Here is a 20,728-nt window from a genome sequence, read left to right as displayed (position 1 = left end):
CGGGACTTTTTGAGGGCGACATTCTTTTTTAATAAGACATTCCAAAATTCTGAAAGGTCAAACATGGAAAGAATCGAATCTTTACTATGGAATTCGATTAGAGTTGCTCCGGCTTTTAAAAAGCGGATTCTTGGTTTTGTAAACGGGGGAGAATACTTGAAAAAAAGAAGACTGGGTAAATCGGGGATGGTGGTTTCCGAAATCTGCATGGGAACCATGACCTTCGGTTCGAGTTGCGACGAAAAGGAAGCGTTTCGGATTCTGGACCGGGCTTACGAAGCGGGAATCGATTTTTACGATACGGCGGAGATTTATCCGGTTCCGCCTGACGCGAGTTATGTGCACGAGACCGAGAAAGTTTTCGGAAAATGGCTCAAAACAAAATCGAGGGATTCGATTCTGATTGCGACAAAGGTCTGCGGTCCCGGACACGGTTGGTTCGTTCCTCCCGTAAGAGAAGGGAAAACGGCCCTGGATCGACGGAATATTAGAGTTGCGGTCGAAGGAAGTCTCAAACGTCTTGGAACCGATTTTGTGGATCTTTATCAGACTCACTGGCCGGATCACGACTTCGGATACGAAGAAACTCTCGAAGTTTTAACCGAGCTCATTCAGGAAGGAAAGGTTCGTTATATCGGGAACAGCAACGAGACCGCGTGGGGAATGATGAAAAGTCTTTCCGTTTCGGAAAGGTTCGGCTTTGCACGTTATGAATCCATTCAAAACAATTTCAGTATTCTCAATCGAAGATTCGAAGACGCGTTATCCGACATTTGCCGCAGAGAAGGCGTGAGTCTGCTTCCGTATTCTCCGATCGCGGGCGGAGTTCTCTCGGGAAAATACAATTCTCCGAATCCGCCGCAGAACGCACGATTCAGTCGTTATATCAATTCGGGCGAGAGACAGAGAAAGATGGCGAGTCGTTTCCTCAACGACGGAACCTTGGCTTCGACGGAGAAGCTGTTAAAGGTCGCCGAGTCTGCGGGAATGTCCTTGACGGTTCTTGCGGTTGCGTGGTCCAAACAACACGACTACGTGGCTTCCACGATCGTCGGCGCGAACACGGTGGAACAATTGGACGAGATTCTCAAAGCGCAAAACGTAATCTTGCCGGAAGACGTTCTTAAAAAGATAGACGAGGTTTCGAAAGAGATTCCTTATCCGATGGGATAGGCGGTCGTGAATTTTTTGATGCTATCGGAAGTTCCGAATAGAATCAAAATCTCTTTCTCCTGAAAGACTGTTCCGGATTCCGGGAGAAAGATCGTTCCTTCTTTGAGATCGGTTTGGTCGGAATCGGACTTTCGGATCGCCACTAGATTGAGCTGAAATTTTTCTCTCAGACCCAAGTCCTTCAGTTTTTTTCCGAAGAGGTGAGGGGAGATTTCCACTTCGAAAAGGCTGTATTCTTCGCTTAACAAAGTCGCTTTTTTTACGCCTTGATAACTGAGTTGTTCCGCCATCGAAGCGGCGGCTCTTTCCTCCGGATTGAAAAGGTTTTCGATTCCGATCATCTGCAAAATCTTTCGATTGATCTCCGAATGATAACGTATATGCAGAGATTCTAATTTCATTTCTTTGAGATAGTAAGCGGTGGTGATCAGAGATTCGAAATTTTCCGCCAAGGCTACGACGATATCGTCCATGTCTTCCAGGTCTAATTCTTCCAACGATTGTCTGTTGCTTGTATCCACGCATACCGCGAGGGCGCAGTGATCCTTGATCTCTTCGATCGTCTTGATCTCCTTATCAATCGCTGTCACTTCGTGGCCGTTTTCGTTGAGATAGATGACGAGCGACTTTCCGAATTCTCCCAAGCCGATGACGGCGATTCTTTTTTTGTTGGTTCTGTTTTTTCTTTTCAAGGCCATGTTATTTCCTATCCGACGATGATCGATTCTTCCGGATATATCAGACCGGATGTTTTACGTTTCGGAACGAATGCGATAAGAATGGTCAGCATCCCGACTCTTCCCGCGAACATCATCAGGCAAATCGTAAGTTTGCCGGGCGACGTCAGACTCGGAGTGATTCCTCTGGAAAGTCCCGCGGTTCCGAATGCGGAGACGACTTCGTAACACAAATCTAAGAATTCGAATTTTTCCGTATATGTTAAGATAAAAATTCCGAAAAAGATGAGGAATAAGGAAACCAAAATTCCGGCGGAGGCCCTCGAAACGGAACCGGTCGAAATTCTTCTTCCGAAAATTTCCACTTCTTCTTTTCCTCGTATATGATTGAAAAGATGAAGACCAGAAACCGCAAGAGTGGTCGTTTTGATTCCGCCTCCGGTGGAATTGGGAGAGGCGCCCACCCACATAAGAAATAGGGAAACGAAAACCATCGGCGCTCCCATTTTAGAAATACTTAATGTATTAAATCCTGCGGTTCGAGTGCTGATCGAATAAAATAAGGAATGGAAAAGTTTGTCGGTTTCGTCCAAACCTTGAAGCGTGATTTTGTATTCCAAAACGTAATAAGAAAACCAACCCAGAAGAATCAAAGCCGCGGATACGGTAAGGATGAGTTTCGCTCCGAGTTCCATTCTTTTCGGCTGCTTGCCGGAGTTGAATGCCCAGTGGATCAGGTGATTTACCGTCGGAAATCCGAGTCCGCCTAACACGATTAAGGTCATGACGACGGATAAGAATTTTTTTTGACCGAGCATCCAATCCGTTTCGAAACCTTGAGGAAAAACGGAGAACCCCGCGTTGCAAAACGAACTCACTGCGTGGAAAAGGGAATTGAAGATTCTATCTTTCAAAGCGGTTTGCGACGCGTCCGGATACCAAATGAAAATCAAAACGGCGCCGATCCCTTCGATAAGAAACGTCTGAATCGCGACTTGTTTTAAGATAAAGGAAACTCTTCCCACCGTTTCCTGACTGAAAAGATCTTTGATGAGAAGTTTGTTGGTAACGCTGACCTGACCCGCCAAGAAGATCGCAAAAAAAACGGTGAGCGTCATAAGACCGAGTCCGCCGATCTGAATCAGAACCATAAGAATCGTTTGTCCGCTTCCGGTGAGTTGACTCGCGACGTTAATCGTGCTGAGTCCCGTTACGCACACCGCGCTTACTACCGTGAAAAAAACGTCGACGGTGGGGATCGTGGTCGTCTGAGCCCTTGGAAGAGAAAGCGCCGAAGTACCGAGCGCGATCAGGATTACGAAACTTCCAGTAATCACGAGAGACGGACTGATTTGTCTGTAGTTGAGAAGATCCGTTTTGCGGATCAAACGGGAGAAATTGCTGAACAACAGAAAGATCTGACTCAGGGAAAGAAAGGTCAAGCTCGCGTCTTCCCCGCTCAAGGAATTGAAGGTAAGAAGAACGTAAATTTCTTTGCTGATCAATTCTTGAAATGCAAGAAGAAAAATTACGATCACTTCGGTTTTGTGCGCAACGAGATAACCCGTAAAACTTCCAATCACAAAAAGAAAGGAAAACGCCTCGTAGATAACGAGAGACACGACGAGGCCGTTGACGAGAAGCCGGATCCAATGAGTCCATTCGTGAGGATAATAAAAACCGTAGATGAGAATCAGAAGTGCGAGAGAAACGATCCCGCAGATTGAATAATAAATTCTTAATATAGGTTGGACAGATTCGTGATAAAAAATCGCGGCTTTAAGACGGAACTTTAAGAAAACTTCGAAAGTTTCCCGAAGAGGTTTCATCAGAAACTAACGTTAAACAGAGTGATATCGATTTTATATTCTTTTCCGGGCGCGACCGAAGCGGAAGATCCGGAAATGGGAATGGGAACCGAATTTCCAAAACCGAGAGAATCCGGAGAAGTGGGTTCGACCGGAGGAGACGCGGGTTCGTTTTCTTTTCGATCCGCTTCCAATTCTTTCATATCTTTCCAAGCGTTTGCGAGCGCGAGACTCGTTCCGAAAGTGAAGATAAAGATCGAACCTCCGAAAGTTTTTTGAAACTTATGAACTCCGTGAAATTTAGCCGAGGACGCGATCGCGTAACCGATGCCGAGTGTGATCGGAAGAGTCATGAAGAAGATGATCGAAAATCTTCTGGAAGTAGTCTCGGTATATTTTTCCTCTTCGAAGACTTGGTTTTGTCTTTTTTTTCTATCGGATTGTTGCGCTTGTCTTTGAAGAATCGCTTCCACGTTGATCTCGCCGGTAAGAGGGTTGATGAGATTCTCTTGTCCTCGTTCCACATTTGGGTTTGTGGTTCTTCGCAAGCTGTTGGTGCCGGTCGTGGAGAACGGAGGTTCGAACGGAACCTGTGCGTTTTTCGGGGAAACAAGAACGGGTTTTTTAATCGCAGGAGGAATCGTATATTCCTGATAACCGTCGCGGTTGGTAGAATCCTTATAATTTCGAAGATTGAAGTCGTACGGATCCGCAAAGTCGCTCTGACTTTGGGAATACAAACCGGTCAGGTTAACGACGGAGAGAATCAGAAGAATGGCCGTAATCTTACGGATTTCCTGGAATCTGGGCATGGCCTTTCCTCTACAATCTGCCGCGCTCAAGTCGAGGCAAGAATTTTTAGGGTCGATTTAAGCGACGGATTTCCTGCCGCTTAGAATCTCGGAAGTATAAAGAAAAGAATTCAGTCTCACCGATTCTAAGGTCTCCGCGCTCAAACCGATTTTTTCCGCCTTTGCATATTCTTCTTCGATCGTCGTACCGAAAATTCCCGGGTCGTCCGTAGAGATCGTAAATTTCATATCATTCTTTGCAAATCTAAGAATCGGATGAGTTTTCGGATCGAGGACCATGCCGATGTATTCGTTCGAACTCGGGCAGGATTCGACGACTGCGTTTGTCTTTTTGATTCGATCGATGCAGAAATTCTGAAAGCCGAAACATTCCCGAAGAAAGGAAGGACTCATTTCGAGTTCGATCGTCTCCTTGTGTTTGAGGGAATCGATTTCGTTTCCGATTCTTTCCCTGGATGGAGTTTCAAAATAAGAATCCAGTTTCTCTTTGTTTTCATAATAGAATTGAAGTTGATCGAGACGTTCCGATTTGGATTCGAGAACCTTACCTTTAAGACTGAAAGGATCGAGACCGAGAGCGATGGCGTGTCCGAGGCGGTGCGCGCCCCATTCAGCGGATTCTAAAACCCAACGGGAAGCGGAAAGAATCGACTTGTCCTGAAAACTTTCTCCCACGTGATAGAGGATGGAAAGCGCCGTTTCTTTTTCGGCGGCGTTGTCTTTATTGACTTCCTCTAAAAATTTGCGTTTGTCCTTGGGAGGAAAGCCTTCTTCAATATAACAAAAATCTAATCCGACCAAGTATTCCCTGATGAGGGAATTCTTTTCCATAAGACGTTTGAGCTGAGAATATTCCTGAAAGACGTCGCCGTCTCTGTGCAAGGATACGACTAATTTTCCTTTTGCAAGGCCGCCGGTTTTTTGTTCTCCTTTCGCCAAACCTTCGCAGGCGGCGACCGTCTTTTTGTAGATCCCTTCCTCCGTGTCCCTAGGAGAATACATGATTCTATATTCTCCGAAGGTTACGCCCTGGGAGAATTGGTCTTCCATGACGCGCGATGCGACTAACGTGATTTCTTCCGGATCGAACTTGGATAGGGCGATGATCAGATTGAATTTGGCCTGGAATTCGGGAAAAGGTCCGTGATGATTGAACTGATAGAGTTTGCGGAAGGAATCGGGATTCTTATAATCCTCGAAAAAAGTTTCTATGGAAATGTTCTTACCGTAACACAGTTGATACGAATGCGTAAAAATTTCCCAACGGGGAGAAGGATTCGATTTTCCCATTTCATATAAGAATTCGGACGTGATCGAACCGTAGAGATGATTGTGAAGATCCGCGTATTGTTTCATAGTTTTCCTTTTTCGATTCGAGTTTCCTTTTGCTTGAGGTTTTCAATTTCGGGAAACTATTTTAGATCCGTTCCTATTTGTCCTTAATACGTACTTGAAAAAAGTATGAAGAACATGAAAGAAATTTTTTCTGAAAAGAAGTAGTTTTATACCACATCGTTGGAATCTTGGAGGAACCTTGAAAACTCTGCGCCATTTACTGCATACTTTTTATAGAAACATAAGACCGAGCCTTTTGAATACGATGATTCTAAAGTTGGCGATTCCGGTCGTATTCGGAATGCTCAGTCAAACCGTCGTTTGGGTGACCGACACGATGATGGTGGGCAGGCTCGGTAAGAATTCGATCGCTGCTATCGGGATCGGCGGAATCGCGCACTTTACCGTGCTCGCTTTCTTAATGGGATTTTCGATGGGAATTCAGGTCATCGTTTCCAGGAGATTCGGAGAAAAGAACGATTCCGAAATCGGAAAGGTCGGATTGACGACGTTATACGTCGCTTTGTTTTTCGGAGGACTTCTTTCGATCGGAGGATCCGCGGCGAGCGGATGGTTGATGGAACTTCTCAATAAAGACGAGATCGTCAAAGGACTTTCCAGAGATTATCTTTACTTTCGTTTTTTAGGAACGATCTTTTTCTTTTTGCTTTTTACGACCCGCGCTTTTACGGATGGACTCGGAATTACTACCGCCGGTCTCGCTTCCATGATCATAACATGTTTTGCGAATATATTCTTGAATTGGATTTTGATATACGGGCATTTCGGGTTCGAGGCGATGGGGGTCAAAGGGGCGGCGATCGCTTCTTCTCTTGCCGGCGGTGCGGGTTTATTGGCGTTTCCTTATTATTTTTACAAAAAAGATCTCGGAAAGTATTTCAAGGGAATTTCTTGGAAATTCAGCTTTTCTCACTTGGAAGAAATCTTAAAGGCGAGCACGGCTCCTGCGTTAGCCGAATTACTAAATAATATTTCTTTTATTATCTTCATCGAGTTTGCTACGATCGTAGGAACGGCCGCCGTAGCGGTGACGAATATGTTGTTCAGCACTTTGAGTTTATCCTTTTTACCGGGTTACGCGTTCGGGGTCGCAGCGACTACGATCTTGGGACAGTCGATAGGAGCCGGGAAGGCTAAGCTCGCGTATCACGGCGCGTTTCGCTCCGCATTCTTTTCCGCGTGCGGAATGGGAACGATGGGATTGATTTTTATTTTATTCGGAAAAGATATGTTATCGGTCTACACGAACGATCCCGAGTTGATCCAAGAAGCATACGGGCCTTTGGTCATTTTGGGAATCATCCAAGTCGCGGATGCGTATCACATGGTGATCGGTTCCGCGCTTCGAGGGGCCGGATTACAAGGTTTTGTATTTAAGGCATATACCTTGGCGTCTTACTTCGTATTCTTACCGGTCGCGTATTTTCTCGGAATTTATTTGAAACTCGGATCCGTAGGATTGTGGTCCGGGATCGTCGCTTGGGTTTTCGTATTGGCGCTGGTTTTTCTCATACGTTTTAGAAGAAGAGATTGGGCACATAATCAAGTCTAAAGTAGAACGGAACGCCTTTGAAGCTCGATTTAAGCCCGATAAGGGAAGGTTAATCTTTCTTGCCAGATCCGGTTTTTCGGTTTTTCTGGTCTGAAGATGAAAAAAGCGCTCATAACTGGGATCACCGGACAGGACGGATCCTATCTAACTGAATTTCTCCTCGGAAAGGGATATCAAGTGCATGGGATCGTGAGAAGAGCCAGCATGTTCAACCGGGGAAGAATAGAGCATCTTCGCGGGAACTCCAATCTGGTCCTGCACTACGGAGATCTTACGGATTCGAGCAACCTAAACCGAATCTTGGAAAAAGTATCTCCTGACGAAATTTATAATCTTGCAGCTCAATCCCACGTAGGGGTTTCTTTTGAAGTTCCGGAATATACGGCGGAAGCGGACGCGGTAGGAACTCTGAGAATTTTAGACGCGATCAAACAGATCGGAGTGAAGAGTCGTTTTTATCAAGCGTCCACATCGGAGCTCTACGGAAAAGTGCAGGCGATTCCTCAGACGGAGACAACGCCATTCTATCCAAGATCTCCTTACGCGGTTGCAAAACTATACGCGTATTGGGCGGTCGTAAACTATAGAGAAGCGTTTGGAATTCACGCATCCAATGGAATCTTATTCAATCACGAATCACCGAGAAGGGGAGAAGGATTTGTAACGAGAAAGATCACGATCGGCGTAGCGAACCTACTCGCGAAAAAGGGCGGCCCGATTCATCTCGGAAATATGGACGCGAAGAGAGATTGGGGATACGCTCCGGATTACGTAGAGATGATGTGGATGATGTTGCAGCAGCCGGATCCGGACGACTATGTAGTCGCGACGAACGAAACTCATACGGTGAGAGAATTCGTGGAAAAATCATTTGGATTTGCCGGAGTGGAGGTTCGTTGGGAAGGGAAAGGAGACACGGAGAAAGGATTCGACGCGAAGAGCGGTCAACTCTTGGTCGAAGTGAATCCGAAATTCTTCCGGCCGACCGAAGTTGATATTTTGATCGGAGATCCCGCGAAGGCCAAGAAAAAACTCGGATGGGAGCCTAAGGTCAAATTCGAAGAACTCGTAAAGATCATGACCAAAGCGGATTGCGAATTGGTCGGTATCAAGCTCTAAAAAATATTCTAAAACAATAATATTCGCGGGCGGTTCGCTCGCGAAGTCGACTTAAAAAAGCTCGCGACCAAAGTTGCGCTCCATAGGAAACAACTGTGAGTTTCCTTTTCGCTGCAATCTCTCGCGGTAAATCCGTTCATTCTGATTTTCTAATATTTTATCTTTCTTCCTTCTCAAGAATTTTCTTCGAAACTTTAGAGGGAGGAAAACGTCGTCTTTTAGAAAATTCTAAAGTATCTTTTGCGAAGCTCGCACATTTTGTTTTGGGAAAATCTATTTGAAAATTAGGCAGGTTTCTCGAAGGGATTTTCGATCAAAAAAGCGCACGAGATTTTCGATACAATCGCTATCGCGGGGAGCGCCAAAAACAAAGAAGCGTTGTCCGAGGAAGTTAGTTCGAAGATTCGATTCTTGATTCCGCAATTTTAGAATTTTTAGGAATGTTTGTTCGTGAAAAACTTTCCAGAAAAAAGAGATTCCATTTCTAAAAATTGAAAGTTCGTTGTTTCAAAAGTTTAAAATGGACTTGCAAAACCTGTGATACGATTGTCGGATCAAATTTTCTGTCAAAATGAAAGGCTGTCGTTGTTCCGACAATCTTCCGTGAAAGTCGCGCGCCCCACCCTGATTTTGGGTGGTGGAGGCGGGTTCGCGGGAAAACTCGGGAGAGTTTTCTCTATCAGAAAATTCTATTTTTTGCAAGTAAAAAGTTCTCATTCCCTTTTTGTAGGAACTCCTACAAAAAGAATTCTACATTTAAAATTTGATTTTTCGAAAGGGAGCGTTTGTGAGGGATGAAATTCCTAACCCCAGCCTTCACCGCCGTCGACGTCGGCCCAAAGATACCAGGAAAGAATGGTTCGGTAAGGAGAAAAGGATTTCAGAAATTCCTGGATTTCCTTTTTATTATCCTTTGAAATTCCGTAGTGTTTTTCCATCGACTTTCGAAGAATCAAATCGTTGATCGAAAAATGATCCCAGCGATCGAGCGCAAAGATCAAAACCATTTCAGCGGTCCAAGGCCCCACACCTTTCAAGGAACAAAGGAGTTCTAATACATTCGAATCTTCTAATTTATGAAGTTTAGAATCGGAGATGACCCGACTTTGATAAGCCTCTGCGACTCTTTTGATCGTTTCGGTTTTCGCCTGAGAAACTCCGATCTTTCTCAAGTCCTCGTTTTGGATTTGGAGAATTTTTTCAGGAGGAGGAATCTTTTTCGTTTCGGCAAGGGCAATCAATCTTCTTTCAAAAGTAAGCGCGACCTTCGTAGAGAGTTGTTGTCCCAAAACGGATTTAATAAGAACCTGATAAGGAGAACCGATCGTTTGTAAATTGCAAGGCCCGACCCCGTCGATCAGAGTTTTTGTGATCGAATCTTTTTTTCGGAGCCAGTTTGTAGCTTTTTTGAGCCGGGAATCTCTGTCCTCGTCGTTCCGGAAGGAAGTAACTCCGGAACTCGAAGGCTTCTTTGATTTTTTTGAGGGAGCCATTCCGATCCAGGAAAGACGCGTTATGCTCTTTTCTTGAGCTTGTTTTCCATCTGAGATTTTTTTCTATAAATATGAACGAGCTTTTCCAGTTCCACAAGATCCGTACAACTGAGTTTCCCTTGATCCAGTTTGATCCACTTATTCTTAGTAAGAAGATCCAAAACCAAATTTTCGTCTTTCGGATACGATAGACCGACCATTTTGATCAAGTCCTTGGTCCCGATTTCAAAGTTATACGACACCTTCGGAGTGATCTTAATCCGATTCTTCTCGACTAAAGTAAGAAGAGTATCCGCGATTCTTCCTTGTGGATCGTTGATCATCAAGTTCGCCAATTGTTTATAAGCGGTCCAGATTCTTTCCGAAAGAAGGGTGATCAGACGAGTCGCCAATTGAGGCTGAGCCTTCACCATTCCTTCGAAGTTCGCCTTGTTGATCGCAAGAAGTTGAACCTGACCCCACGCGATCGCGGAAGCTGATCTCGGTTTATTATCCAAGAGAGCCATCTCCCCGAAAATGTCCCCGTTCTGAAGAACCGCGAGTAACACTTCGTTTTTATCCACGATCTTGGTGATTTTCACCTTACCGTTTTGAATGATATACAATTCTCTTCCCGGTTCGTGCTCGCAGAAAATCATCTCGTTGTCGGCGTACATCCGATTGAACTTCGTAAGATCGATCGGAGGCGACTGCATCGGCTGATTCATCGTCTGGAGTTTTAACTTTGCTTGAGTGGCGAACGGGCCGTTCGGAAGATATTGAAGGTATTTCTGAAACGCATAGGCTGCGTGCGGGTTATTCTTTTGATTGAAGTAGTTTTCCCCGATATTATAAAGTTCGTTCGGATCTTCTTCCACTGCGGAGCGGAATGTAAGACGAGTGATCGTCTGGTCGAACTGACGGAGTTTCATTGAGAAGTAGCGGATGATTTTCATCGCCACCGGAGTGTTTCTCTGAATGAGAGTTCCGAATTGATCGTAACTCACTTCAATGACGGAGACGTCCGTGAGTGCGACCGCAGATTCGATCTGGGCGTGTTGACTCATCGCCGCCACGACTCCGAAAAAGTCTCCCGGACCTTGAACGGAATTAGGATCTTCTCCTACTACGGGGTTCTCACGTCCTATTTTTACCTTACCCTCGCGGATTATAAAGAAGCTAGGCGAATCTTTTTTTCCCTCTACGATAATGTAGGAGCCTTTCTGAAAGTTTACGATTTGGAAGATGCCTGTGGACATGCTGTTGGGTTAGTATTTTTTTTGAAAATCAGAGTTCAACTGTTTTCATTATCGGATTTTAGGAATCCAATCTCCAAAAAAAGAACTACTTTTCTCCACATTCTGACATTTCCGTCTTGGATCCGCTTAAAATCTCCCATTCGGAGAGCTCCAAAGAGGCTTTTTCGGCGAGTTCCCGGGAAAACGACTGGGTGCAGATGGATTTGAAAACCTCTCTCGCTTTACTTTCTTCGCCGATCTCAAGATAGAGTTTTCCCGCTTCAAAAAAGGCGTTCAAACCTTGGGAAGAAGTCGGTTCTTCCGAGTATTGGTGAAGACTGATTTCGAGGATTTTTTCCGGGCGGCCCAGTCTGGAATAGTTATTTTTTAAGACCTGATAAGCCTTGGATTTGAATTTGCTGGAAGGATAAAGAATCAGGAAACTTTTAATTTCTTCGATCGATTTGTGAAATTTGCGGTCTTTGTAGGCTTCTTCCGCGATTCTGAGGAGATTTTGCGCTTGGATTTCCTGGAGCGGACTCGCTTCGGAGTGAAGAGAATTGGAGAGAGAAAACCAAGCGAAAATGAGAAAAAAAATGAAAACATAAAAACCTTTGGCCTGCAAGATAATCTCCGAAGGAAGAATTTCCCTATTAAAGATTATCTGCAGAATTACCGAAAAGGTTGATCACTTTTTCTTATCGATTGTCTTCCGATGGTGTTCACAGAGTCTGTAGAGTTTGCCGGAAGAGGGATTCTTCTTGCCAACTTTAGTTCCGCAAACAATACAAAGGCCGTTGTTTCTTCTTCTTTGATACAAGAGCTGTACTCTTTCCGCTCCGGAAAGGTTATACTTACTTACTTGTATTCTGAATCCTTTATATAGATAATTCCCCACTGCATCAATGGATTGAGATTTTACTCCTGTTACCAGGGACTCAAGATCGTCGTTCGAGATTTTTTTTGGTTTCATACATTTATTTGAGACGAAATCACCTAATTAAAATTACAGAAAAAAATGCGCGTTAGATCTTTTTTTAAAAAACAATTCAAAAAAAGGAAAATTCTTTGAAGCGGGATCGTAGAACGAAAGCCATTGATTTGAAATAATTTGTTTCCAGATGTGGAACGCTTTGCTCGGGAGATCACTACAATGAGCGGTCCTTAGGATAGAAAACGGATTCAAATTCATTCCAAATCGATCGTAACGAAATCGGTGTTTGGCGGACAGGAAAGGGTTAAAAACGGCTAAAAGCTTGCAAAAATCGAGTGGATCCAATAAAATTAAAGAGTCAATTTCACAAAAAGAAACGAAGGAGGTCTTTCCATGAAGAATGAACATTTGTATCCTCATGATAAAATTCAGTATGGACTCGAAAATCGAAATCGTCTTTCCCGCGGGATTCATTCTGTATATAGGGTATTTCACCCTATTCTAATCTTGAGCGTATTATTTTCGATGATCGCCTGCAAGCCGAGTCCGAAAGACCAAGTGCAAAAGATATTATCCGATAAACAGATTCCGGTGGAAGAGAAAATCCGGCAGACTTCGTTCTTACTTTTGGGAGATCGATTGAAAGAAATCGAAATCGCTCCCGGCGATATCTCCGGAAGCGGAGCTGTGAAAGTTACTTTAGCGGTGGGGGGAAACTCGGCGCTTACGTTTTTAGGACAAAAAGAATACAAGGAAAGAATGAAATTAGAAATCGCACTTCTTTCTTTTCGACTCTTACAAACTTTAAAGAATCTTCCGATTGAAAGCATTCGAGTCAGTATCATAAAGCCGTATTACGTAAAAAATTCTCCGACGGAATCGATAGAAGAATTCGAAGTTTTTCGGGCAAGGATGGAGAAGACTTCCATGAATTCGATCCAAGGTTTCGAAACTGTCGATTCCTTTGCGGCGGATTCTTACGATTCGCCTGATCCGGCAGTTTTGGATGTCATGGTTCAGATCGTTCGTTCTTGGAAAGTGGAACTGGACGAGTTGAATCGAGTGGAAGTGAATTAAAATCGCGCGGACTTTCTTGCCGGAATCGGCTGTTCTGATTCGATATGTGGAATTCTGAAGTGAGAAGTTCAGCTTGTGTGTATGAAGAATTGGATCTTCAGATGATTGTAAATTTAAAACAAACCATAAACTGTTTATAAATGATTTTTTTGAAACGGTAAGAAACGTTCCAACGGAAGGTTCGATTTGGAACGTTTATAAAATAGAATTTTCAAGAATGTCTTTTTCAAAAAATAGATCCTTTCATCGAGACAAGCGTGTTTTTGCTTTTTCCGACAAACAAAGTGCTCCTGTAAAAAAACTTGAAAACGGACTTTAAGTCCGTTTGAGATGGAATTTCGGAAGGACTTCCATTTTTTAGAATCTTCATTCTCCCTAAAAATTTTCGATCCTGCGCGCGGAAGTTTTAAATATTCCGAATCAGAATAATTAATGTTTTTTGAATATTCAAATTTTATTTTATGATTTGTGAATTCTGAAAAAAGAATTTATTTCACATTTTTATTTTTTGTTTGTCATATTTTTTACGGTTCTGGCAAATGTTTCCGAATTTAAAAGGGAGGTTTGTTGCAATGACCATAGAAAAGAAAAATTTGAAAGCCTTGGAATCGGGAAAAGTTCTAATCGATTCTGAAATGGAACGTCTTAGGGATGCCTGCAGAAGCAATCCGTTACACTATACTTGGATAAGAATTTTATTCTCTCTCGGTTTAAGACCGGAAGAATTGATTTCCATTCTTGTAAAAGACGTAGACGTCGAGAATCGAATATTACGAATTCGTGGTTTGAACGGAAATCGTCCTTTGGTAATTCCAGGATGTTTATTAAAGGATTTTTACGGCGCTCTTCGATCAAAATCTTCCGAAGACTTCCTGTTTTCCGGAAGAAAAGGAAAACTCCATAGAAGAACGATACAAAAACTTCTTCAAAAGATAGAAATCAAAACCGGAATCGAGATCACTTTTCCGATCATTCGAAGAACGATCGCGGTTCGAATGTATAAACACGGCATTTCCATCGCATACATTTCCTTCTATCTCGGATATAAGACTCGAAGGGCGACCTATAAATTGATTGGGAAAAACGGAAAGAGCGACCAGGTAAAAATATTTTCCATCGAAGAAATTATAGACGTTGGAGCTTAAAAATGAGTTGTAAACGCGTTCTGAACGCTTAATTTAGTCCTAATTCTCCAAAAGGAAGCCATCTTTGGAAATCAAGACGAAAAAGATCGGTAAGCATACTCTAGTTGCTCTCAACGGAAGGCTGGATATCGGACATTCAGACGAAGTCGAAGCAAAATTACTGGATGATGTTCAGTCCGGCCAGGGCGATATTTTGATAAACCTGGAAAATATTTCATACATCTCCTCTTCCGGAATTCGTATCTTTGTGGGTATGGTCCGTGAGTTGGAAAAGCAAGGAAGGAAGTTGAAACTTTGTTGTATCACTCCTCCCGTAAAGAAAGTATTCGACGTGGTCGAACTGCTGGATCTGTTTGAAGTCTACGAAACAGAAAGCGCGGCTCTCGATTCGCTAACCTAAAATCCGGGAAATTTTCCCGGATTTCCCTCGGGTCTATGTCCCGGAAATTTCTTGCCAAACTGATTCCCCTCAACGCAGTTCCTCTGGCGCTGCTGTTTCTCGTCGTTTTTATTTTTCTTTGGGTTCCTCAAAACGACCGATTAGAATTTCCGCCGGTTTGGCCGGACGAGGTTCTTTTCTATTCTCCTTCTCAGGATTTCGCAAATTTTGGAACTTTGAGAACGAACGTTTTGGAAGGTCTCATTCCGGGAATGGAAGAGATTACCTTGTGGATGCCCCCGCTCTATTTTTTTTCGGGCGGGTTCTGGTTGAAATACATCGCGCAGGGTTTGGAAGGACTGCGTCTTTTTACTTCGATAACGGCGGCGTTTTCCATTCTTATCTTCTATGGAATTTTAAAAAGAATCGGCTTCTCTTCTTTCTCCGCGCTTTTTTCCTGTCTTCTCCTCGCATCCGATCTTCTTTTTTTGAGAGTAGGAATGATGGCGAGAATGGAAGCCCTCTGTCTGTTCTTTGCGTTAGGCAGTCTTTTTTTTCTCGTTCGAAGCGCATTGGAAGAATCTCCGGAAAAAGTAAGTTGGACCGAAGGAGCCGCCTCCGGTGTTTTGCTCGGGCTTTCTTTCCTCTCTCATCCTTTCGGAGCCGTTTTCGGAATTCCTTCCCTGTATCTTCTTTGGAGAAGGGGTTCGTTGTTACAGCCTTTGTTTTGGCTGGGAGGAATGCTTCCGTTGTTCGTATGGTTTGTATGGTTGTTTCCAAAATGGGACCTATTTTTATTTCAATTCGGATTGCAGTTCGGAAGAAAGAAGGAACTCTTTTCGGTTTTTTCCATGATCACAAAGATCAAAATTCTCATCGGAGGATATGAGAATCCGGGAGTGAGAATTCTATTCTATATTTTTCTTTTGGCGGGAATCGGAATCAATCGAAGACTTTTAAAGGAAAAAAAGGAACGTTTTCTATTTCTGTTTGTATGGATTTTCGGGACGCTCGCGTTCCTTTTTCTTTCCACGGAATTTTATTATGTGATGTATCTTACGATTCCGATTTCCGCGTTAGGCGGAATTCTTTTGGAAGATTCCGATCGTAAGAGGGTAGTTTATACGGGTTCGGGACTTCTGTTCTGCAACTTGATCGTTCTTTTTCTCGCTTATCGAAAGGTGGGATTTCTGAATCCAGAGTTCGATCTTGGAAAAAAGTTTTCCGAAGAAATTGCAATCGAACTCAAGTATTCTAAAAAAGTCTATATCCAAGCGATTCCAGATCCGTATTTTTATCTGAGAGAGAAATATCCGAATATGCAGGTTTTGGAATTCATTCCCGGAGAGCTCCCCGTTCCTCCGGAAATGTTTTCGCGAACTTTGGATTCCATCGATACTTTTGTTTTCAGCGAAGGAACGAAAAGAAACGATACAATCGATTCTTATCTAAAGGAGAATTCTTCCTCCTTTTACAAAAAGAACGTTTCCGTTTCGCCTTCGACCACTCGAAAGCTCGTACGCGCTCAGGCGGAGATCTATTTACGGAAAAAGAAATGAATTCTTTTCGGTCTAAAAAAATTCTTTTGATCGCGTTTGGTTTCGTTTTTTTCTTCGTATCCTGCGTTGGAAAAGAATCCGATCGACAAGGGCTTTCGGCGCTTTTACCGCTGATCGGTCCGCTCTTAAAAGTCGGAATCATCGGTGATTCTTTATCTCAGAGGTCGGACGGTTTCGGTTTGAGAGAAAAGTTAGGAACAAGATTTACGGTCACGGATTATTCCGTTTCAGGAAGATCCGTTCCGGGTTGGAACGACGTCGTAGGAACGGCGCTCACGGAACGACAGGATCTTTTGATTTTAGAATTGGGAACAAACGACGTTTCCAGTTATCCGATCGATCAATTTCCGGGAAACTTTGAAATTCTTCTGAACTCAATTCAAACGGCGAGTAACGCGGCGATTCTTGTGACAGTTTTACCGCCGACGATTCAACCCGGTTACCGAGCCAATATTCTCCAAATCAATCCTTACTTAAAAAGTCTTTCGTCCCGTTATTTGATCGCGGATATGGAAACCGTCTTTTTAGAAACCGAAAAAACGATTCCCTTATATCCGCAGATCGATCCGATTCATCCGAACCCGGCCGGTTACGATCTAATGGGAACCGTATACGCGGACTCGATTCGAAAAATTTACTTTAAATAAAATTCAATTATTGTTATATTCGCAATTAAGAATGAACGGATTGAATACCTGTGCGACGTAAAGTCTTCCGTCGAACGGAATCGCGGTGCTTCCCGCGGAAATCAAATCTCCCGGCGTGGCGAAAATTTCTTGAAAACTTCCGTCTTGAGAAATTCTAAAAACCTGAGTCGGCGCGTGATAGTTCTCGTTTAACATGTGTCTGATGAATCGATAGGTGGAACCGTGGCCTACTACGAAAATTCTTCCTTTAGAATCGAGTTCCAGATTGTCCGTTCCCGAATCCAGAAAGATCTTTTCGGCCTGACCGAGAACCGGCTTTCCGTCCGTTCTCTGGATCGGAAAACGATATACGCTTCGGTCCGCAAAACCCGATCGATATAAAAATTCTTCTCCCTGAGAATCCTTTGTGTGCAGGATTCCGTTTCCATAGGAAAGGGGATTGTTCAAGTTCGACCAAGATTTTCCGTCGTAGTAAGCGATGTCGGCTCGTTTCAATCCGAGGAGATCGTCCCAGAAAAGATACCGGAAGAATCCTCCGGCGCCGTGATCGTTCGAGACGTAGATTTCGTTTTCGGCGACTACGTGTAAATCGTTCGGACTCGTGATCAGTGGATCGGTAAGAGTTCCTACATGGGACCATTCTTTCCCCTTACGTTCGAATATCTCGATATTATGTTTTTTATAAAGGGTCGGATGAGAGATCACGTAAAGACGATAGAGGTCCTTTGTTTTGAGGATGCTCATCCCGTGAGGTCGGAACTCCGGAGGAAATTGCACTGGGAGTTCTTTCGGAACCGATGAAGTTTTGAGGTCGATCCAGAAGATCTTTCCGGTCTGATCGGAGATTCTCCTCTCGTGACTGGAGACATAAAGAATCTTCTCTTCGGCGTCCAAGGCTAAGTCTTCGGGACCGGGAAGTCCTTCGATTCTGCTGCAAGCGTTTCCCGAAGGCCCAGCCGATTTGATGTCCGCGCCGCAGTTGAGAAGGACGAGAAGAAAAAGAAACGCCGCAGCGATTCGGAAATTGAGGGAGTTCCCACAGAGAAGGGTTTGTTTTAGGAAAGAAAGCTGTTTCATATTGTTTGACGGTCCTATTTTCGCGAAACTTTGGTGACCTTTCCCCGGAGATGATTTGGATCTCAAGCTGGATTGTCGGAGGTACGACAGATTTCCGTAAAAGTCGCGAGCCCCACCCTGATTTTGGGTGGCGGGGTGGGGGGTGGAAAACTCGGGAGACTTTCCTCTATCACAAAACCATTATTTTGCAAGCGAAAGTCCGTCCTCTTCCCGTAGGAACTCCTACACCAAGTTGGCCGTTTGAACTCCGTATTTTTAAATTTTTAAAAAGGATTTCCTGAAACTTTGGGATGAAGCAAGGAAAAAACTTAAAAAAAATGTTTGCTATTTTTATGCACTGCACAAAAATAGTTTTAGAGATCCTCTAAAACGAATTGAGAGGTTGCCGTATGGAAAAAAACAAATTAAACGACATAATCAACGCAGGGATCGGCGCAGTTCAAACCTCCCGCGAGATTTTCGACAAACTAGTAGATGATTTAAACGATGGAAAGGAAAAGATCGAGGAACGATTCGATCAGCTCAAAGCTCAGGGTGAAAAAGACATGAGCGACAACGCCCTAAAATTGAAAGTCAATCTTGCATGGGGATTGGTTCGGTTCGAAGAGATCCGAGACAACATTCTGAATCATTTCATTAAGAAATAAGGCTCTTGCGCTGGAGCGAGGTTTTATTTCTTACTCTCTGGTCTTTGATTTCCGCCGGAGAGATTCATTCTAAGGAAATTACACTATTCTCACACTTCATTGATTCCTCTCCCTCCGTCACAGGGGAGAGGATTCTTCTCAAACAAAACTTCACACCGGCATCCACCTTCAAATACTGGATCTCTCTTTTTCTAATCGAAAAGAATCTGCTTTACCCGAACTTTCAAAAAATCAGTTCTGAAAAACACATTCCACGTTCACCGCGGGCCCTGGATCTGCGGGAGGCGATGTTATATTCTTCCAATTCTTTTTTTCTTTCCTTCTTCGAGGAAGATCCGAATCTTTACGAAGAACTTCAAGATTTTCTAATACGAATCGGATTCGTTACCGACGTTTATAAAAATCCGTTTCTCAATCGGAAGAACATTTATCTTTCTCCTGCGATCGAAAAATCTCCGGAATCACAACATAACTTTCTCGTTTCATTCTTAAAAGACGAAGGCCGTTCCCGAGGTGTTTCTCCGAAGACGTTTCAGTTCTGGAAAGAATCCGCTTATTGGTCCGAATGCGATTCTCAAAATTCGAAAGTTTACGGAAAAACAGGATCGCTCGGCGGAGCGTTTTGGTTTTTAGGTTTTTTAGAAAAGAGACAAAGTTTTTGGGAGAATCAAATCCGAAAACTTCCGAAAAGTTATTCGGTCGTCACGGTTTTACAAACGGGGGATGGAGCTTCGAGAGAAGGTGCGATCCGTTCTTTCTATCGTAACGCTGGCTGCGAAAACGAGATCGAAAAAGTTTTGAAAAGAATCTCGGAGTGACTGGATTCGAACCAGCGACCCCTTCCCCCCCAGAGAAGTGCGCTACCACTGCGCTACACCCCGATTCTTAAATAATACTGTAAGAATTTTGGAAAAGGTTCTTCTGTAAACTGAAAAAAGCGAGGAACTTTAACAGAGAAAATCCGGACAAAGAAACCAGATGATTTGTCCGTCTAAAAATTTTTCTCTCGGAACGTTGACTGCTAACGCTGAACCGGGAGAAAAAAGAAAACTCTTTCCAACTCCGCCGATTCCTAAAAGTTTTTCGGCAAAGATGGAAACGTCCGGACTATGACCTACGATTAAAATCGTATCCGAGTTGGAAAAACTTTTGATCAAAGGACAAACACGGGACATATCTTGACCCGCTTCCAAATCCTCTAAGGATTCCGTTTCTTGTTCTGGATGGAGAATGTCCGTATAAATTTTTGCGGTATCGGTCGTACGTTTGTATGGACTGTGATAGATTTTCGTTACCTTAAATCCGACCTGAAAGAATCGCGCCATCTTTTGAACGTCGGCGACTCCCTTGGAAGTAAGAGGCCTGGATCGGTCCGTACCGTCTGGAGAATTCGGTTCCGCTTCTCCGTGTCTCGCAATAATTATCTTCATGTTTTCAGAGGATGGACCGGGAACAAGTTCCCTAAAATCACCGAGCCTTCTCCCGCTGGAACCTTCGTTTGCAAAAAAGGTCCAATCGTTCTATATTCTTAACCTTTCATCCGGCGGGATTCTTTCAAAGAACCTAAAGGTTCTGGACCCCGCGGACCGGTTTGTTAGAAAAGGCTCTGATTCCAAGGAAAAGTGCATGTCCGAATTTGCAATTGAAATCGATTCGATACAAAAAAAATACAAAGAACAAAACGCTCTCAAAGGAATCTCGTTCCGAGTACCTAAGGGATCCGTCTTCGGGCTCTTAGGTCCGAACGGCGCCGGTAAAACCAGCTTGGTTCGAATCCTTATGGGATTTTCCAAACAAACCTCGGGAAACTTCCATTTATTTGGACTTCCCTTTTCGCCGAACCTTCGCAAAAGAATCGGTTATCTTCCGGAAAAAGTTTCGATTCCGGGCTTTTTGACAGGAGAAGAATTTCTAACTTTCAGCGGAAAGTTAGCCGGAATCAGAGGCTCCGAGATCCAAAAAAAGTCAAAGGCCCTTCTGGAAAAAACCGGAATAGCGGACGCGGCCTCCAAAAAAGTGGCAGGCTACTCCAAAGGAATGTTACAAAGGCTCGGTC

Annotated in this window: 20 protein-coding genes, 1 tRNA gene and 1 pseudogene; 11 read left to right on the top strand and 11 right to left on the bottom strand. The window is 43.7% G+C overall.

The annotated features are described in order from the left end of the window. Positions 1–186 precede the first annotated feature (186 nt). Positions 187–1,173 carry an aldo/keto reductase gene (locus tag CH376_RS14195; protein WP_243394715.1) on the top strand — a complete coding sequence of 329 codons (987 nt, stop codon included), beginning with the start codon at positions 187–189 and terminating at the stop codon, positions 1,171–1,173. On the opposite strand, the gene CH376_RS14190 is transcribed toward CH376_RS14195, so the two are convergent. Genes CH376_RS14190 through CH376_RS14175 form a run of 4 tightly spaced genes read right to left on the bottom strand, consistent with a single transcriptional unit; the run spans position 1,158 to position 5,826 of the window. Beyond that, complete coding sequence (locus CH376_RS14190) at positions 1,158–1,871, bottom strand: potassium channel family protein (RefSeq protein WP_100785417.1); 714 nt, start codon at positions 1,869–1,871, stop codon at positions 1,158–1,160. The genes CH376_RS14195 and CH376_RS14190 overlap by 16 nt on opposite strands. A gap of 8 nt (positions 1,872–1,879) precedes the next feature. Next, a complete protein-coding gene (locus CH376_RS14185) occupies positions 1,880–3,679 on the bottom strand; it encodes a TrkH family potassium uptake protein (protein ID WP_100785418.1) in 1,800 nt (599 codons plus the stop codon). After that, a complete protein-coding gene (locus CH376_RS14180) occupies positions 3,679–4,470 on the bottom strand; it encodes a hypothetical protein (RefSeq protein ID WP_243394712.1) in 792 nt (263 codons plus the stop codon). The genes CH376_RS14185 and CH376_RS14180 overlap by 1 nt, the downstream gene beginning before the upstream one ends. A gap of 57 nt (positions 4,471–4,527) precedes the next feature. After that, positions 4,528–5,826: an amidohydrolase family protein gene (locus CH376_RS14175; RefSeq protein ID WP_100785419.1), complete on the bottom strand. Its 1,299-nt coding sequence runs from the start codon at positions 5,824–5,826 to the stop codon at positions 4,528–4,530. A gap of 178 nt (positions 5,827–6,004) precedes the next feature. On the opposite strand from CH376_RS14175, the gene CH376_RS14170 reads away from it, so the two are divergent. Continuing rightward, on the top strand, positions 6,005–7,378 hold the full coding sequence (locus CH376_RS14170; protein WP_100785420.1) for an MATE family efflux transporter: 1,374 nt from the start codon (positions 6,005–6,007) through the stop codon (positions 7,376–7,378). A 96-nt stretch (positions 7,379–7,474) separates the two neighbouring features. Beyond that, a complete protein-coding gene (gene gmd, locus CH376_RS14165; protein ID WP_100785421.1) occupies positions 7,475–8,497 on the top strand; it encodes a GDP-mannose 4,6-dehydratase in 1,023 nt (340 codons plus the stop codon). 803 nt (positions 8,498–9,300) lie between these two features. On the opposite strand, the gene CH376_RS14150 is transcribed toward gmd, so the two are convergent. The 4 genes and pseudogenes from CH376_RS14150 to CH376_RS14135 all read right to left on the bottom strand — a co-directional run bounded on the left by CH376_RS14150 (position 9,301) and on the right by CH376_RS14135 (position 12,180). Further along, positions 9,301–9,990 (bottom strand): DNA-3-methyladenine glycosylase family protein, encoded by a 690-nt coding sequence (locus tag CH376_RS14150; RefSeq protein ID WP_100785424.1) that lies wholly within the window; start codon positions 9,988–9,990, stop codon positions 9,301–9,303. A gap of 20 nt (positions 9,991–10,010) precedes the next feature. Continuing rightward, positions 10,011–11,228, bottom strand: a complete 1,218-nt coding sequence (locus CH376_RS14145; RefSeq protein WP_100785425.1) for a cyclic nucleotide-binding domain-containing protein — start codon at positions 11,226–11,228, stop codon at positions 10,011–10,013. Between the two features lie 48 nt (positions 11,229–11,276). Then, positions 11,277–11,775, bottom strand: a pseudogene (locus CH376_RS14140) (tetratricopeptide repeat protein); the annotation flags it as partial. Positions 11,776–11,895: 120 nt separating this feature from the next. Further along, a complete protein-coding gene (locus CH376_RS14135) occupies positions 11,896–12,180 on the bottom strand; it encodes an LIC10235 family protein (protein ID WP_100785427.1) in 285 nt (94 codons plus the stop codon). A 354-nt stretch (positions 12,181–12,534) separates the two neighbouring features. Between CH376_RS14135 and CH376_RS14125 the strand changes: the two genes are divergently transcribed. From CH376_RS14125 to CH376_RS14105, 5 genes are all read left to right on the top strand, one after another. Then, positions 12,535–13,218 carry a hypothetical protein gene (locus CH376_RS14125; RefSeq protein ID WP_100785429.1) on the top strand — a complete coding sequence of 228 codons (684 nt, stop codon included), beginning with the start codon at positions 12,535–12,537 and terminating at the stop codon, positions 13,216–13,218. Positions 13,219–13,790: 572 nt separating this feature from the next. Further along, on the top strand, positions 13,791–14,363 hold the full coding sequence (locus CH376_RS14120) for a tyrosine-type recombinase/integrase (protein ID WP_100785430.1): 573 nt from the start codon (positions 13,791–13,793) through the stop codon (positions 14,361–14,363). Between the two features lie 64 nt (positions 14,364–14,427). Continuing rightward, positions 14,428–14,763, top strand: coding sequence for an STAS domain-containing protein (locus CH376_RS14115; protein WP_069606080.1), 336 nt, complete (start codon positions 14,428–14,430; stop codon positions 14,761–14,763). A 35-nt stretch (positions 14,764–14,798) separates the two neighbouring features. Beyond that, entirely contained in the window at positions 14,799–16,301 is a 1,503-nt protein-coding gene (locus tag CH376_RS14110; protein WP_100785431.1) for an ArnT family glycosyltransferase, read from the top strand. Then, complete coding sequence (locus CH376_RS14105) at positions 16,298–16,948, top strand: SGNH/GDSL hydrolase family protein (protein WP_100785432.1); 651 nt, start codon at positions 16,298–16,300, stop codon at positions 16,946–16,948. Before CH376_RS14110 ends, CH376_RS14105 begins: the two co-directional genes overlap by 4 nt. Positions 16,949–16,951: 3 nt before the next feature. On the opposite strand, the gene CH376_RS14100 is transcribed toward CH376_RS14105, so the two are convergent. Continuing rightward, a complete protein-coding gene (locus CH376_RS14100; protein WP_100785465.1) occupies positions 16,952–18,025 on the bottom strand; it encodes an SMP-30/gluconolactonase/LRE family protein in 1,074 nt (357 codons plus the stop codon). A gap of 389 nt (positions 18,026–18,414) precedes the next feature. Here CH376_RS14100 and CH376_RS14095 point away from each other — a divergent pair, with 389 nt between their 5' ends. Then, positions 18,415–18,672: an LIMLP_16025 family protein gene (locus tag CH376_RS14095; RefSeq protein ID WP_100785433.1), complete on the top strand. Its 258-nt coding sequence runs from the start codon at positions 18,415–18,417 to the stop codon at positions 18,670–18,672. Positions 18,673–18,677: 5 nt separating this feature from the next. Then, positions 18,678–19,490, top strand: a complete 813-nt coding sequence (locus CH376_RS14090) for a penicillin-binding transpeptidase domain-containing protein (protein ID WP_100785434.1) — start codon at positions 18,678–18,680, stop codon at positions 19,488–19,490. On the opposite strand, the gene CH376_RS14085 is transcribed toward CH376_RS14090, so the two are convergent. Both CH376_RS14085 and sixA read right to left on the bottom strand, forming a co-directional pair. Continuing rightward, a tRNA-Pro gene (locus CH376_RS14085) sits at positions 19,482–19,553 on the bottom strand. The genes CH376_RS14090 and CH376_RS14085 overlap by 9 nt on opposite strands. A gap of 66 nt (positions 19,554–19,619) precedes the next feature. Beyond that, the gene (sixA, locus tag CH376_RS14080) at positions 19,620–20,102 is read right to left on the bottom strand and encodes a phosphohistidine phosphatase SixA (protein WP_100785435.1); all 483 of its coding nucleotides are present in this window, start codon (positions 20,100–20,102) and stop codon (positions 19,620–19,622) included. 196 nt (positions 20,103–20,298) lie between these two features. On the opposite strand from sixA, the gene CH376_RS14075 reads away from it, so the two are divergent. Then, positions 20,299–20,728, top strand: a 430-nt coding sequence (locus CH376_RS14075; RefSeq protein WP_133124663.1) for an ATP-binding cassette domain-containing protein, incomplete at its 3' end; no start/stop codon positions are given.

This window comes from Leptospira adleri (assembly GCF_002811985.1).
In the GTDB taxonomy this organism is placed as follows: domain Bacteria; phylum Spirochaetota; class Leptospiria; order Leptospirales; family Leptospiraceae; genus Leptospira; species Leptospira adleri.
This window is presented reverse-complemented; position numbering and strand designations above follow the sequence as displayed.

What these genes read in the sequence shown, in the direction of transcription:
- CH376_RS14145 (WP_100785425.1), bottom strand. Translation starts at nt 11,228, where the DNA reads ATGTCCACAGGCATCTTCCAAATCGTAAACTTTCAGAAAGGCTCCTAC.
- CH376_RS14095 (WP_100785433.1), top strand. Translation starts at nt 18,415, where the DNA reads ATGGAAAAAAACAAATTAAACGACATAATCAACGCAGGGATCGGCGCA.
- CH376_RS14110 (WP_100785431.1), top strand. Translation starts at nt 14,799, where the DNA reads ATGTCCCGGAAATTTCTTGCCAAACTGATTCCCCTCAACGCAGTTCCT.
- CH376_RS14190 (WP_100785417.1), bottom strand. Translation starts at nt 1,871, where the DNA reads ATGGCCTTGAAAAGAAAAAACAGAACCAACAAAAAAAGAATCGCCGTC.
- CH376_RS14180 (WP_243394712.1), bottom strand. Translation starts at nt 4,470, where the DNA reads ATGCCCAGATTCCAGGAAATCCGTAAGATTACGGCCATTCTTCTGATT.
- CH376_RS14175 (WP_100785419.1), bottom strand. Translation starts at nt 5,826, where the DNA reads ATGAAACAATACGCGGATCTTCACAATCATCTCTACGGTTCGATCACG.
- CH376_RS14105 (WP_100785432.1), top strand. Translation starts at nt 16,298, where the DNA reads ATGAATTCTTTTCGGTCTAAAAAAATTCTTTTGATCGCGTTTGGTTTC.
- CH376_RS14100 (WP_100785465.1), bottom strand. Translation starts at nt 18,025, where the DNA reads ATGAAACAGCTTTCTTTCCTAAAACAAACCCTTCTCTGTGGGAACTCC.
- CH376_RS14120 (WP_100785430.1), top strand. Translation starts at nt 13,791, where the DNA reads ATGACCATAGAAAAGAAAAATTTGAAAGCCTTGGAATCGGGAAAAGTT.
- CH376_RS14150 (WP_100785424.1), bottom strand. Translation starts at nt 9,990, where the DNA reads ATGGCTCCCTCAAAAAAATCAAAGAAGCCTTCGAGTTCCGGAGTTACT.
- CH376_RS14135 (WP_100785427.1), bottom strand. Translation starts at nt 12,180, where the DNA reads ATGAAACCAAAAAAAATCTCGAACGACGATCTTGAGTCCCTGGTAACA.
- CH376_RS14195 (WP_243394715.1), top strand. Translation starts at nt 187, where the DNA reads ATGGTGGTTTCCGAAATCTGCATGGGAACCATGACCTTCGGTTCGAGT.
- CH376_RS14185 (WP_100785418.1), bottom strand. Translation starts at nt 3,679, where the DNA reads ATGAAACCTCTTCGGGAAACTTTCGAAGTTTTCTTAAAGTTCCGTCTT.
- CH376_RS14125 (WP_100785429.1), top strand. Translation starts at nt 12,535, where the DNA reads ATGAAGAATGAACATTTGTATCCTCATGATAAAATTCAGTATGGACTC.
- sixA (WP_100785435.1), bottom strand. Translation starts at nt 20,102, where the DNA reads ATGAAGATAATTATTGCGAGACACGGAGAAGCGGAACCGAATTCTCCA.
- gmd (WP_100785421.1), top strand. Translation starts at nt 7,475, where the DNA reads ATGAAAAAAGCGCTCATAACTGGGATCACCGGACAGGACGGATCCTAT.